Origin of the sequence: Streptomyces sp. MK37H, from assembly GCF_018035285.1 — a bacterium.
GTDB lineage: Bacteria > Actinomycetota > Actinomycetes > Streptomycetales > Streptomycetaceae > Streptomyces > Streptomyces endocoffeicus.
This window is the reverse complement of sequence record NZ_JAAAYH010000231.1, coordinates 1-14651: the sequence shown is the minus strand read 5'-3', so window position 1 is coordinate 14651 and position 14651 is coordinate 1. Positions and strand designations below refer to the sequence as shown.

8 protein-coding genes are annotated in these 14651 nt (G+C 72.6%); all 8 read left to right on the top strand.

Annotated features, from left to right (window positions below):
- Positions 1–1933: sodium-translocating pyrophosphatase (locus GWI24_RS27670; protein ID WP_210948627.1), on the top strand; the 1933-nt coding region annotated here is incomplete at its 5' end.
- 238 nt (positions 1934–2171) lie between these two features.
- The gene (locus GWI24_RS27665; RefSeq protein ID WP_308344085.1) at positions 2172–2744 is read left to right on the top strand and encodes a small secreted protein; all 573 of its coding nucleotides are present in this window, start codon (positions 2172–2174) and stop codon (positions 2742–2744) included.
- A 211-nt stretch (positions 2745–2955) separates the two neighbouring features.
- Positions 2956–4530 (top strand): class I SAM-dependent methyltransferase, encoded by a 1575-nt coding sequence (locus tag GWI24_RS27660; RefSeq protein WP_210948625.1) that lies wholly within the window; start codon positions 2956–2958, stop codon positions 4528–4530.
- 263 nt (positions 4531–4793) lie between these two features.
- Positions 4794–4991, top strand: a complete 198-nt coding sequence (locus tag GWI24_RS27655; protein ID WP_210948624.1) for a hypothetical protein — start codon at positions 4794–4796, stop codon at positions 4989–4991.
- A 209-nt stretch (positions 4992–5200) separates the two neighbouring features.
- The gene (gene topA, locus GWI24_RS27650) at positions 5201–8095 is read left to right on the top strand and encodes a type I DNA topoisomerase (RefSeq protein WP_210948623.1); all 2895 of its coding nucleotides are present in this window, start codon (positions 5201–5203) and stop codon (positions 8093–8095) included.
- A 121-nt stretch (positions 8096–8216) separates the two neighbouring features.
- Positions 8217–11543, top strand: a complete 3327-nt coding sequence (gene tmk, locus GWI24_RS27645; protein WP_210948622.1) for a dTMP kinase — start codon at positions 8217–8219, stop codon at positions 11541–11543.
- Between the two features lie 495 nt (positions 11544–12038).
- Complete coding sequence (locus GWI24_RS27640) at positions 12039–13265, top strand: DNA polymerase III subunit delta' (protein ID WP_210948621.1); 1227 nt, start codon at positions 12039–12041, stop codon at positions 13263–13265.
- A 163-nt stretch (positions 13266–13428) separates the two neighbouring features.
- On the top strand, positions 13429–14651 hold a 1223-nt coding region (locus GWI24_RS27635), incomplete at its 3' end, for an alpha/beta fold hydrolase (protein ID WP_210948620.1).

Sequence of the window (14651 nt, the reverse complement as noted above, 5' to 3'; positions counted from 1 at the left end):
GGCCGTCTCGCACAAGGCAATGAAGATCGCATTCCGTACCGGCGGTGTGGTGGGCATGTTCACCGTGGGCCTCGGACTGCTGGGCGCCTCCTGCGTGGTGCTGGTCTACGCGGCCGACGCGCCCAAGGTGCTGGAGGGCTTCGGGCTCGGCGCCGCGCTGATCGCGATGTTCATGAGGGTCGGCGGCGGCATCTTCACCAAGGCCGCCGACGTCGGCGCCGATCTCGTCGGCAAGGTTGAGAAGGGCATCCCCGAGGACGACCCGCGCAACGCCGCGACCATCGCGGACAACGTTGGCGACAACGTCGGGGACTGCGCCGGTATGGCCGCCGACCTCTTCGAGTCGTACGCCGTCACCCTGGTGGCCGCGCTGATCCTCGGCAAGGCGGCCTTCGGCGACGCCGGGCTGGCCTTCCCGCTGCTCGTCCCGGCCATCGGCGTGGTCACCGCCATGATCGGGATCTTCGCCGTGGCCCCGCGCCGCTCCGACCGCAGCGGGATGAGCGCCATCAACCGGGGCTTCTTCATCTCCGCCTTGATCTCGATGGCGCTGGTGGCCATCGCGGTCTTCGCCTATCTGCCGTCCAGCTACGCGGACCTCGACGGCGTCACCAACCGCGAGATCCTCGGCCACAGCGGTGACCCACGGGTGCTCGCGCTCGTCGCGGTCGCCATCGGCATCGTGCTGGCCGCGCTCATCCAGCAGCTCACGGGCTACTTCACCGAGACCACCCGGCGTCCCGTGCGGGACGTCGGCAAGACCTCGCTGACCGGCGCGGCCACGGTGGTGCTCTCCGGTATCTCGCTGGGTCTGGAGTCCGCCGTCTACTCGGCGGTGCTGATCGGGCTGAGCGTCTACGGCGCGTTCCTGCTCGGCGGCAGTTCGATCATGCTGGCGCTGTTCGCCGTGGCGCTCGCCGGTACCGGTCTGCTCACCACGGTCGGTGTGATCGTCGCCATGGACACCTTCGGCCCGGTCTCCGACAACGCCCAGGGCATCGCCGAGATGTCCGGCGATGTCGAGGGCGCGGGCGCGCAGGTGCTCACCGACCTTGACGCGGTCGGCAACACCACCAAGGCGATCACCAAGGGCATCGCCATCGCGACGGCGGTGCTCGCGGCGGCCGCGCTCTTCGGCTCGTACCGCGACGCCATCGCCGAGGCGGTGAGCGACGTGCACACCTCCGTGGCCGGGGAGATGAATCTGAACCTGGACATCTCGCAGCCCAACAACCTCGTGGGCCTCGTCCTCGGCGCCGCCGTCGTCTTCCTCTTCTCCGGGCTGGCGATCAACGCGGTGTCGCGGTCGGCCGGTGCGGTGGTCTTCGAGGTGCGGCGGCAGTTCCGCGAGAAGCCCGGGATCATGAACTACACCGAGAAGCCCGAGTACGGCCGGGTCGTCGACATCTGCACCAGGGACGCGCTGCGCGAGCTGGCCACACCGGGTCTGCTCGCCGTCATGGCGCCGATCGCCGTCGGCTTCACCTTCGGGGTCGGCGCGCTCGGCTCGTTCCTGGCGGGCGCGATCGGCACCGGCACGCTGATGGCCGTCTTCCTCGCCAACTCCGGCGGCGCCTGGGACAACGCGAAGAAGCTGGTCGAGGACGGTCACCACGGCGGCAAGGGGAGCGATGCCCATGCCGCGACGGTGATCGGCGACACGGTCGGCGATCCCTTCAAGGACACCGCCGGCCCCGCGATCAACCCGCTGCTGAAGGTGATGAACCTGGTGGCGCTGCTGATCGCCCCCGCGGTGGTCAAGTTCTCCTACGGGGGCAACGCCAGCCCGGGGCTGCGCGCGGCCGTCTCGGTGATCGCCGTCGTGATCATCGTGACCGCCGTCTACATCTCCAAGCGGCGCGGAATCGCCGTAGGTGACGAAGACAACTCCGAGCACGTGGCGAAGTCAGCCGACGCGGCGGTGGTGTCCTAGTCCCGGAAGGGGCCAGGGGGCCGGGAAGGACCCCGCGACATGCGGGCGGGCGGTGTGCGACGGCACATCGTCCGTCCGCTTCCCTGTCCGCGGTGCGCCATCCGCTCGATGAGGCCATGTCCACAATGAGCGTGGTGCAAATGGCTATAAAGATATGCATACGGGACGCTCTCCCGGTGGGCTTCGCCGGATGGACGTGTATGTTCCGGGGCCGAGAGCCATGGAAGGGACCAATCCGGTGAACAAGAAGCTTGTGGCTGCACTGTCCGGCGGTGCGGCACTCGTACTGGCGCTGACCGGCTGCGGGGGCGGTGACGATGACAAGAAGGTCAACGACTGGGCCAAGTCCGTCTGTGACGAGGTGCAGCCTCAGCTGAAGAAGATCCAGGGCGCCAACACCGCGATCCAGGGTGCCGCCGACGAGCAGGACTCCAAGAAGCTGCAGCAGACCGACTCCAAGGCGTTCCAGGAGATCTCCGAGTCCTACGGGGCACTCGCCAAGGCCGTGAACAAGGCGGGCCCGCCGCCCGTGGACAACGGCGACAAGACCCAGAAGCAGGCGGTCAAGGAGCTCAACGCCACCTCGGCGTCGTACACGAAGCTGAAGTCGGCCATCGACAAGCTGGACACCTCGGACAAGTCCAAGTTCGCCCAGGGGCTCGCGGGCGTCGCCGATGAGCTCGACAAGCTCAGCAAGTCGGGCGACCAGGCCCTGCAGAAGCTGCAGGAGGGCAAGGTCGGCTCGGCGATGGCCAAGCAGCCCGGCTGCCAGAAGCCGAAGACGGCCGGCGGCGCCACGACGCAGTCCTAGCCGGCCCTCGCCGGCCCTCGTAGCCCTCGTGGTCCTACCGGGCGGTCCTCGTAGTCCTTACGTGGACCGTCCCGGAGTTTCTGCCGCCAGGGGGCCAACGCCGCCCTCCGGCGCGCCCTTTGTCGTCCCGTCACCCCGGCCGGCGCGGGCGACGTCGTCCCGATGCCGACTGCCGTCGCCCGCTGTGGGTGATTGCCCCGACAATGGGGGCGTGAGTACGCACCAGCCCTCGTTCCGCCTCCCCGCCGCCGACCCCGAGCGCACCGCCCGCCTTCGCGAGGCGCTGTCGGTCGCCTCCTTCACCGCCGACGGTCTGCTGGACCTGTTCGGCCCGTCCGCCTACACGGCCCTGGCGCGCGGGGAGACCGTCCCGGCGCTGCGCGCCACCCGGGGCCGGAGCGGCCCGCTGGAGACCCTGGTGCGGCTCTTCCTGCTGCAGCGCCCCGTGGCCTACGGGCGGGCGGCCGCGGCCCTCCCGGCCGAGGACTGCCTCGCCGACGGCTGGCTGGTGCGCGACGGCGACGAGGTGCGCGCGAGCGTGGACGTGCGGCCTTACGGCGGGCCCGAGGGCCAGGACTGGTGGATCGTCTCCGACCTGGGCTGCGCGGTCGGCGGCGCGGCAGGGATCGGTGGCCCGGGCGGCGCGCGCGGCCGTGAGGACCGCTCCCGGCTCGTCCTGGGGGTCGGCGGAGCGTCCACCACGCTCGCCGGTCTCACCGTGCCCGCGCCCGTGGACCGGGTCCTCGACCTCGGCACCGGTTCCGGCATCCAGGCGCTGCACGCGGGCCGCCACGCCACCCGCGTGACCGCCACGGACCGCAATCCGCGCGCCCTGGCCATCGCCCGGCTGACCCTCGCCCTGTCCGGGGCGCCGGAGCCGGATCTGCGGGAGGGGTCGCTGTTCGAGCCGGTCCGGGACGAGACGTACGACCTGATCGTCTCCAACCCGCCCTTTGTGATCTCCCCGGGCTCCCCGGAGGGCAGCGAGCTGGTCTACCGGGAGGGCGGGATGTCCGGGGACGATCTGTGCCGCACCCTCGTCCAGCGGTCCGTCGGGCATCTCGCCGACGGCGGCTGGTGTCAGCTGCTGGCGAACTGGCAGCACGTCGAGGGGGAGGACTGGCGCGAGCGGCTGGCCTCCTGGGTCCCGCCCGGCTGTGACGCGTGGATCGTGCAGCGCGAGGTGCAGGACGTCACCCAGTACGCCGAGCTGTGGCTGCGTGACGCCGGTGAGCACCTGGCCGGTCCCGAGGCGTACGCGGCGCGCTACGACGCGTGGCTGGACGAGTTCGAGGCGCGGAAGACCACGGCCGTCGGCTTCGGCTGGATCACCCTGCGCAAGTCCGGCGCCGACCGGCCGTCGGTGACCGTGGAGGAGTGGCCCCATCCGGTCGAGCAGCCGCTGGGGGCCGAGGTCATGGCCCACTTCGACCGGCAGGACTTCCTGCGCACGCATGACGACGCGGCGCTGCTGACCGCCCGCTTCCGGCTGGCGGACGAGGTCGTCCAGGAGCAGGTGGGCCCGCCCGGGGCCGAGGACCCCGAGCATGTGGTGCTCAGGCAGCACCGGGGGATGCGGCGCGCGACGAAGGTGGACACGGTCGGGGCGGGCTTCGCGGGTGTGTGCGACGGCACACTCAGCGCCGGCCGGATCCTGGATGCCATCGCCCAGCTGCTCGGGGAGGACCCGGTGGTGCTGCGCGACCGGACTCCTGAGTCCATCCGGCTCCTGGTCGAGCAGGGCTTTCTGCGGCCGGTCGGCGACGACGGCGTAGAGATGGCATGACGGCATGACGGCATGACGGCATGACGGCATAGAGATGTCATGACGGCATAGGGACGCCACGACAAGAAACGCGCCGCGCGTGCGCTGGGGGCGTGCGCCGGTGGTACAGCGCTTCTGCCTCGCGCCCCCGGGTGGCAGGAAGCTGCCGCCGGGGGCGCCGAAGGGGTCGTCCCGGGGCGGATGCGGACGGGGCCCGGCGAGGCGACGCGCGCTGTTCACCCGGGGTTCGCGCTCACGCCTCCCGCGCGTGCCACGCTCCCGCCATGGAGAGCGGACCTGCGATCTTCGCCGGAACGGCATTCGTGTTGTTCGGCGCCGCGCTGCTGCTGTGGACGGCGGCGCGCCTGAGGCTGCGTGTGCCCGTCGCGCACGGTGTGAGTCCTGTCGCTTCCGCGGTGCTCTCCCTTCTCTTCGGCATCGCCGCGCTCGGCGGCGGAATCTGGTGCCTGGGTTACGCCTGACAGGGCCTTCCACGCTGCCTCGTGCCGGTCCGGGCGGCAGACAGGACGGTTGTCGGGTTACCGTTCGAGTGGCGTTGCGGGCTTTTTCCGTTTGACACGGGGGCGGGATGTACCGTCACACTCCGCAGCGTCACCGTAGAGGGAGGCCGTGAGCGTTACCCGCGCGGCACTGCCCGTTCACCGAGAGTCGACCGGAGAGAAGAGCCAAGTTGTCCCCGACCACCAGCGAGACCGCACAGGGCGGCCGCCGACTCGTCATCGTCGAGTCGCCTGCCAAGGCGAAGACGATCAAGGGCTACCTCGGCCCGGGATACGTGGTCGAGGCCAGCGTCGGGCACATCCGGGACCTGCCGAACGGTGCGGCCGAGGTCCCCGACAAGTACACCGGCGAGGTCCGGCGCCTCGGCGTGGACGTCGAGCACGACTTCCAGCCCGTCTATGTGGTCAACGCTGACAAGAAGAGCCAGGTCAAGAAGCTCAAGGAGCTGCTCGCCGACTCCGACGAGCTCTTCCTGGCCACCGATGAGGACCGCGAGGGCGAGGCCATCGCCTGGCACCTCCAGGAGGTCCTCAAGCCCAAGGTCCCGGTGCGCCGGATGGTCTTCCACGAGATCACCAAGGACGCCATCCGGGCCGCCGTGGCCAACCCGCGCGAGCTGAACCAGCGTCTCGTCGACGCCCAGGAGACCCGCCGCATCCTCGACCGCCTCTACGGCTACGAGGTCTCGCCGGTCCTGTGGAAGAAGGTCATGCGCGGCCTGTCCGCGGGCCGGGTCCAGTCGGTCGCCACCCGTCTCGTCGTCGAGCGCGAGCGCGACCGCATCGCCTTCCGCTCCGCCGAGTACTGGGACCTCACCGGCACCTTCGCCACCGGCCGGGCCGGTGATGTCAGCGACCCCGGCACCTTCGGTGCCCGCCTTACGGCCGTCGATGGCCTCCGGGTCGCCCAGGGGCGCGATTTCACCTCGCTCGGGCAGATCAAGGCCGGACTCAACGTCCTCCACCTGGACGAGGCGGGCGCCCGCTCGCTGGCCACGGCCCTCGCCGATACCGCCTTCACGGTGCGCTCGGTCGAGTCCAAGCCGTACCGCCGCTCGCCGTACGCGCCGTTCCGCACGACGACTCTGCAGCAGGAGGCCAGCCGCAAGCTGGGCTTCGGTGCCAAGGCGACCATGCAGGTCGCGCAGAAGCTGTACGAGAACGGCTACATCACCTATATGCGTACGGACTCCACCGTCCTGTCGGACACGGCGGTGGCGGCGGCCCGGGCGCAGGTCACCCAGCTGTACGGGGCCGACTACCTGCCCGACAAGCCGCGCACCTACGCGGGCAAGGTCAAGAACGCCCAGGAGGCGCACGAGGCCATCCGCCCCTCGGGAGACCGTTTCCGCACCCCGGCGGAGACCGGCCTCACGGGCGACCAGTTCCGGCTCTATGAGCTGATCTGGAAGCGGACCGTCGCCTCCCAGATGAAGGACGCGATCGGCAACTCGGTCACCGTCAAGATCGGCGGGCAGGCGAGCGACGGCCGGGACGCCGAGTTCTCCGCCTCCGGTAAGACGATCACCTTCCACGGCTTCATGAAGGCGTACGTCGAGGGCGCCGACGACCCGAACGCCGAGCTCGACGACCGCGAGCGCCGGCTGCCGCAGGTCGCCGAGGGCGACGGGCTCACCGCCGAGGAGATCACCGCCGACGGCCACGCGACCAAGCCCCCGGCCCGCTACACCGAGGCGTCGCTGGTCAAGGAGCTGGAAGAGCGCGAGATCGGCCGCCCGTCGACCTACGCCACGATCCTGGGCACCATCCTCGACCGCGGCTATGTCTTCAAGAAGGGCACCGCGCTCGTGCCCTCCTTCCTGAGCTTCGCCGTGGTCAACCTGCTGGAGAAGCACTTCGGCCGGCTGGTCGACTACGACTTCACCGCCAAGATGGAGGACGACCTCGACCGCATCGCGCGCGGCGAGGCCGAGGCCGTGCCGTGGCTGAAGCGCTTCTACTTCGGCGAGGGCGCGCAGGCCGGCGCCGCCGAGGCCGGGAACGGCGACGGCGACCACCTAGGTGGCCTCAAGGAGCTGGTCACCGACCTGGGCGCGATCGACGCCCGGGAGATCTCGTCCTTCCCCGTGGGCGACGGCATCGTGCTGCGCGTCGGCCGCTACGGGCCGTACGTCGAGCGCCCGACGGAGGTCGAGGGCGGCTCCGGCCAGCGCGCCGATGTCCCCGACGACCTGCCGCCGGACGAGCTGACCGTGGAGCTCGCCGAGGAGCTGCTCGCCAAGCCGAGCGGTGAGTTCGAGCTGGGTCCCGACCCCGAGACCGGTCGCATGATCGTCGCCAAGGACGGCCGCTACGGCCCGTACGTCACCGAGGTGCTCCCCGAGGACACCCCCAAGAGCGGTAAGAACGCCATCAAGCCGCGCACGGCCTCCCTGCTGAAGTCGATGTCCCTGGACACGGTGACCCTGGAGGACGCGCTCAAGCTGATGTCGCTGCCGCGCGTGGTCGGCGCCGACCCGGAGGGCGTGGAGATCACCGCGCAGAACGGCCGCTACGGCCCGTACCTGAAGAAGGGCACGGACTCGCGGTCGCTCGAGACCGAGGAGCAGATGTTCACCATCACGCTCGAACAGGCGCTGGCGATCTACGCCCAGCCCAAGCAGCGTGGCCGGGCCGCGGCCAAGCCGCCGCTGAAGGAGCTGGGCACCGACCCGGTCAGCGAGCGGCCCGTGGTGGTCAAGGACGGCCGCTTCGGTCCGTACGTCACGGACGGCGAGACCAACGCGACGCTGCGCCGCGACGACGACGTGGAGACCATCACGCCCGAGCGCGGCTTCGAGCTGCTCGCCGAGAAGCGCGCCAAGGGCCCGGCCAAGAAGACCGCCAAGAAGACGGCGGCGAAGAAGACCGCGGCCAAGAAGACGGCGGCGAAGAAGACGGCCGCCAAGAAGACCGCGGCAACGAAGACGACCGCGAAGAAGACGGCCGCCAAGAAGACCGCGGCAACGAAGACGACCGCGAAGAAGACGGCCGCCAAGAAGACGGCCGCCAAGACCGCCGCCAAGAAGACGGCGGCCGAGCGGTCGTCGGCCAACGCCGAGTAGCCGGCCGAGCAGCGGGCGGGAAAGCGGAGGAAGGCGGAGCAATCCACACGCCATCCACGGCTCACCGCCCGTTTGTTCGGCCGGGGGCCGTGGATTCATGTGATCCGGATAGGCTGGCGGGATGACGCGAGAGCAGCCAACGGACGTGACCGCCACTTCCGGTGCCCTTGCCGCGGACTCCCGCGAGCGGGCCGTACGAGCCCTGCTGCGCTATCAGCCGCTGCGACGGCTGTGGAGCGCTCAACTCGTCGGCGGTGCCGGGGACGTGCTCGCCGTACTGGTGCTGGTGCTGCTGACGCTGCAGGCGTCGGTGGCGGCCGACTCCTTCGGTGGCGGGTATCGCGGTGCGGCCTTCGCGGTGGCGGTGGTGCTCGGCGTACGGCTCTTCGCGACCGTGCTGTTCGGCGCGGTGCTCCTCGGGCCGCTCGCCGCGCTGATCGGCCCCTCCGGACCGCTGGACCGCCGCTGGACCATGGTCGGCGCGGACGGTCTGCGGCTGGCGCTGCTCCTCATCGCGCCGCTGTGGATCGACTGGGCCCCGGCCGACGCCGTCGCCTGGCTGCTCATCACCACCTTCGTCATCGGCGTCGTGGAGCGCTTCTGGACGGTCGCCAAGGACAGCGCGGCCCCCTCGCTGCTCCCGGCACCACCCGCCGAGGGCGCCGCCGTGCGGCCGCTGCCCGACCACCTGGACGCGCTGCGCCGGCTCTCGCTCCGTACGAACTTCCTGACGCTGCCGATCGCGGCCGCCGTGCTGCTCGTCGTCACGCTCATCGGCAGGCTGCTGGGCACCGGCGTGGAGTGGTTCCACACCCACCAGGCCGCACTCGGCTCGTACGTCGGCGCCGGACTCTTCGCCGCGTCGATCTCGATCCTCACCTTCGTCGAACTGCCCGGCGCGCACACCAGCCGCACCCGCTCCCCCCTGGAGGGGCTGCGCCGCCCCCGCGCCGCCTCAGGGAGCGGCGCCGACAAGGGCCGCACCGGAGCCGTTCCGCTGCTGGTGCTCGCCTGCGCCGGGGTGGCGGGCGCGATCGCCGCGGCCGTGGGTGTCGCCCCGCTGCAGGCCATGGACCTCGGCGGCGGGCCGGTCGGCTTCGCCCTGCTCGTCCTCGTCCTGACCGGCGGTCCGGCGATGGGCATCCGCTGGGCCCCGAAGGTCCTCCCGGGTCTGTCGCGGCGCCGGCTGCTGGCGCTGTCGGTCGCGCTGACCGGGCTCGCGCTGCTCACGGTGGGCCTGGTGCACGACACCACCACCGTCGTGCTGATCGCCCTGATCGCGGGCGTGTCGGCGGGTGTCGCCGCCCACACCGGCCACTCCCTCCTGGACCAGGAGTCCGAGGAGACCCGCCGGCCCCGGATGACCGAGCATGTGCAGGCCGTCGTCCGCGTCGGCGTCGGGCTCGGCGCGGTCGCCGCGCCGCTGCTCGCCGCCGTCATCGGACCGCACCGGCTCGGCAGCGGCGACTTCGTCTTCGCCCACGGCGGCGCGGCCTTCACCCTGATGCTGGTGGGCGCGCTGCTGCTGCCCGTCGCCGCGCTGGTCCTCGGCCGGACCGACGACCGGCAGGGCGTGCCGCTGCGGCGCGATCTGCGCGAGGCGCTGCTCGGCGGGGGCGGCGCGGACGAGGGCCCGGCCGCCACGGGCTTCTTCATCGCCGTCGAGGGCGGCGACGGCTCGGGCAAGTCCACGCAGGTTGAGGCGCTGGCCGAGTGGATCAGGGCCAAGGGACACGAGGTCGTGGTGACCCGTGAGCCGGGCGCCACCGCGATCGGCAAGCGGCTGCGCTCGATTCTGCTCGACGTCTCTTCCGCCGGGATCTCGCACCGCGCCGAGGCGCTGCTGTACGCGGCGGACCGCGCCGAGCACGTCGACACCGTCGTCCGCCCCGCTCTGGAGCGCGGCGCGGTCGTCATCTCCGACCGCTACATCGACTCGTCCGTCGCCTACCAGGGCGCGGGGCGCGACCTCGCAGCGACCGAGATCGCCCGCATCTCGCGCTGGGCGACGAACGGCCTGGTGCCGCATCTGACGGTGCTGCTGGACGTCTCGCCGGAGACCGCGCGCGAACGCTTCACCGAGGCCCCGGACCGGCTCGAGTCCGAGCCCGCCGAGTTCCACCAGCGCGTACGGGCCGGATTCCTGGCCCTCGCCGCCGCCGACCCGGCCCGCTACATCGTCGTCGACGCCGGGCAGCTGCCGGAGGCGGTCACCTCCGTGGTGCGCCACCGCCTGGACCAGATGCTGCCGCTGTCCGAGGCGGAGGTGAGGGCCCAGGAGGAGGCCCGTAAGGCCGCCGAGGAGGAGGCCCGCCGGCGTGCTGAGGAAGAGGCCGCCCGTAAGGCCGAGGAGGAGCGGCTGGAGCGCGAGCGCCAGGAGGCGCTCGCCAAGGCCCGTGCCGAGGAGGAGGAGCGCAAGCGGCTCGAGCTGGAGGAGGCCCGCCGGCGCGAGGCCGAGCGGCAGGCGGAGGCGGCCCGTCAGCGGGCCGAGGACGCGCGCCGCAGGGCCGAGGAGGACCGCAAGCGCATCGAGGCCGAGGACCGCGCCCGCGCCGCCGAGGAGGAGCGGCGCCGCCTCCAGGCGGAGGCGGACGCGCAGCGGCGGGCCGAGGCCGAGGCGCGCCGCCAGGAGGAGCAGCGCAAGGCCGAGGAGGCGCTGCTGCGGGCTGAGCAGGCACGGCTGGCGGCGGACGCGGCGTCCTCCGGGGCGGACGCGCCGACCGTGGAGACCGAGGTTCCGGCCCCGCCGCCCGAGGACGAGGACGGACCCCGGGGCACCGGCGGCGCCCGGGGCGCGGCGGGTTCCGGTGCGGATGACTCGCACCCGGACACGACGGAGACGGTCCAGACGCCGAGGTTCGACCCGCGGGCGGGGCACGGCGGCGAGTCCGGCCGTCCCGGCACCGGGTCGGCGGCGGCCGACGAGACCACGGTGCTGCCACCCGTGCCTCCCACGCCGCCCGTACCGCCCCAGAGCGGCCCGGACGCCGACGAGACCGCTGTGCTCCCGCCCGTACGGCCCCAGGACGGCCCGGAGCGCCGGGGTGGCCCGGACGCCGAGGAGACGACCGTCCTGCCCCAGCCGCCCGCCGAGCCGCCCACGAACGCGGCCGACGAGACGGCCGTTCTGCCGCCCGTACGGGACGAGCGCTCCGCCGACCCGACGGACCGGGTCCCGCCGTGGCTGTTCCGCCCGGACGAGGGCCAGGGCCAGGAGCACGGTCAGGGCAACGAGCGCACGCGCGAGATGCCGCAGTACGGGCAGGACCAGGGCCAGGGCTATGACCAGGGCCGGGGCTATGACCAGGGTCAGGCGCAGGGCGGGGCGGAACCGCCGCGCCGGCGCCGCCGCCCCGAGTGGGCCGAGGAGACTCCCCTGGACGACCTCCCGTCCCTGGCCGACGAACTGCTCGGCCCCCGCGACGACGAGGACGGCCCCCGTCGCTGACGGTGGGGGTGCTGACGGTATGGCCGGGCGCCGTTGCGGATGGCCGCGCCCGGCCGTCGGCTGGAGTTCCGACGGTGGGCCGCTGACGGCGGTGAGCCGGCGCAGGGCTGCTCATGGTCCGGCCGGGTGCCACCGATGGCCGCGTCCGGCAGACGGCCGGCGCTGACGGAGAATCGCTGACCGTTCGGCCGGGCGTCGCGCCGACGCTGCGTCCGGCTGACGGCAGGCCGCCAACGGCAGGCCGTCAGCGGCAGGCCGCTGCGGCGAGGCGCTGAGAGAACGCTCCTGACCGTCCGGCCGGGTGCCGCCGACGACGGCCGCGCCTGACCGATCGCGGGACGCCGACGGCGAGGCACGGGCGGAGCGCCCCTCACGGCGTCGGCGGAGGGCCCCTCACCGGTCGGCCGAGCGCCGTTTCGCGGACGACCGGCGCGCTCGGTTGTCGGTGGGGTGGACCACAATGGGGTGCCGTAGGGACGAGCGGCGGAGGCAGTCATGGCGGTGTGGGACGACCTGGTCGGGCAGGACCGAGTGGCGGCCCAGCTGTCGGCTGCCGCGCGGGACGCGGATGCCCTGGTCACGGCGGCCAGTGTGGCGGCCGAGGGCCCCGTCGGGGAGCCCATGGCGTCGTCCAGGATGACCCACGCCTGGCTGTTCACCGGCCCGCCCGGCTCGGGCCGGGCCACCGCCGCCCGCGCCTTCGCCGCCGCGCTGCAGTGCGTCAGCCCGGACCGGGCGCTCGGCGGCGCCCCCGGCTGCGGTTTCTGCGAGGGCTGCCACACCGCCCTGATCGGCACCCATGCCGATGTGGAGGTGGTCCGTACGGACATGCTCACCATCGGCGTCAAGGAGACCCGTGAGCTCGTCCGCCGGGCCCAGCTCTCGCCTGCCGGCGGCCGGTGGCAGGTGATCGTCATGGAGGACGCCGACCGCCTTACCGAGGGCGCGGGAAACGTTCTCCTCAAGGCCGTGGAGGAGCCCGCGCCGCGCACCGTATGGCTGCTGTGCGCGCCCTCGCTCGAGGACGTGCTGCCCACGATCCGCTCCCGCTGCCGTCTCCTCACCCTCCGTACGCCTCCGGTGGACGCCGTGGCGGACATCCTTGTCCGGCGCGACGGCATCGACCCCGAGCTCGCCGCCTCCGCCGCCCGCGCCACCCAGGGCCACATCGGCCGCGCCCGCCGCCTGGCCACCGACGAGCGGGCCCGCGCCCGCCGCGCCGCCGTCCTGAAGCTCCCGCTGCGCGTCGACGACGTCGGCGGCTGCCTCAAGGCGGCCCAGGAGCTGATCGACGCCGCGGCCGAGGACGCCAAGCAGGTGGCGGAGGAGGTCGACGCCAAGGAGACCGAGGAGATGCGCGCCGCCCTGGGCGCCGCCGCCGGTACGGGCGGGCGGCTGCCGCGCGGCACGGCGGGGGCCATGAAGGAGCTCCAGGACCGCCAGAAGCGCCGCGCCACCCGCACCCAGCGCGACAGCCTCGACCTCGCGCTCACCGATCTGACCGCCTTCTACCGGGACGTGCTGGCCCTCCAGCTCGGCTCCCAGGTGGCGCTCGCCAACACCGACGTACGGGACGCGCTGGAGCGGATCGCGTCGGGTTCGAAGCCCGAGCGGACGCTGCGCCGGATAGAGGCGATCACGGCCTGCCGTCAGGCGCTGGACAGCAATGTGGCGCCGCTGCTGGCGGTCGAGGCGATGACCATGGCGCTGCGGGCGGGCTGAGTCACCCGTACGGGTTTGTCGCTGGACGCATGGAGCGTATCCGGGTGGATACTCTCCGTAAGGGGGCGAACCGGCCCTGTCCCATAGGAACCAGTACAGGGGTGATCCAGGTGATCCGGCCGGCGCGATCCCGCGACTCGACCGCGAACCGAGGGATCAGTCCATGCACACCCGACACAGCAGCCGCCCGCTCCGGACCCTCGGTGCCACCCTTACGGCCGCCGCCCTGCTGTCCTCCGGCTGCTCGGCCGACGCCTCCGCGCCGCGCGCCGCGTCGCTGTCGAAGAAGGCCGTCCCCGCCGCCCTCAAGCCGTACTACGAGCAGACGCTGAGCTGGCGCCCCTGCGGCGGCGCGGACTTCGAATGCGCCACGCTCAAGGCCCCGCTCGACTACGCGAGACCCGGCACCGGCCAGGATCTGAGGCTCGCGGTCTCCCGTAAGAAGGCCACCGGCACCGGTCGCCGCCTCGGTTCGCTCCTGGTGAACCCCGGCGGCCCCGGCGGCTCCGCGGTCGGCTATCTGCAGAGCTTCGCGGCCGTCGGCTACCCGGCCCGGGTGCGCGCCCGCTACGACATGGTGGCGATGGACCCGCGCGGCGTGGCCGAGAGCGAGCCCATCACCTGTCTGAGCGACAAGCAGATGGACGCCTTCACCCGCACCGACCAGACGCCCGACGGCCGCGGCGAGACCGACCGCCTCGTCACCGCCTACAAGAAGTTCGCCCGCGGCTGCGCGACCCGCTCCGGCCGGATCCTCGGCCATGTCTCGACGGTCGAGGCGGCCCGCGACATGGATGTACTGCGCGCCGCGCTCGGCGACCGGAAGCTGACTTACGTCGGCGCCTCCTACGGCACCTTCCTCGGCGCCACCTACGCCGACCTCTACCCCCACCGCGTCGGCCGTCTCGTCCTCGACGGCGCGCTCGACCCGACGCTGTCCTCCCGGCGCATCAACCGCGACCAGACCGCCGGTTTCGAAACCGCCTTCACCGCCTTCGCCAAGGACTGCGTGCGCCGCGCCGGCTGCCCCCTCGGCACCGGCTCCGTGGCTGCCGCCCGCGACCGGCTCGGCGCCTTCTTCGCCCGCCTCGACTCCCACCCGGTCCGCACCGGCGAGTCCCGCGCCCTGGGCGAGCCGCTCGCCACGATCGGCGTGATCTCCGCCATGTACGACGAGACCGCCTGGCCCCAGCTGCGCACCGCCCTCCGCTCCGCGATGGGCGGCCACGGCGGCGGTCTGCTCAACCTGGCCGACCTCTACTACGAGCGCGACACCGACGGCTCGTACGCCAACCTCATGTACGCCAACCCCGCCGTCAACTGCCTCGACCTCCCACCCGCCTTCCGCACCCCCGCCGAGGTCAGGAAGTCCATCCCCGACTTCCG

Bases quoted from the DNA above. Each gene is read 5' to 3' on its own strand.
- GWI24_RS27655 (WP_210948624.1), top strand. From the start codon at position 4,794: ATGGAGAGCGGACCTGCGATCTTCGCCGGAACGGCATTCGTGTTGTTC.
- tmk (WP_210948622.1), top strand. From the start codon at position 8,217: ATGACGCGAGAGCAGCCAACGGACGTGACCGCCACTTCCGGTGCCCTT.
- GWI24_RS27640 (WP_210948621.1), top strand. From the start codon at position 12,039: ATGGCGGTGTGGGACGACCTGGTCGGGCAGGACCGAGTGGCGGCCCAG.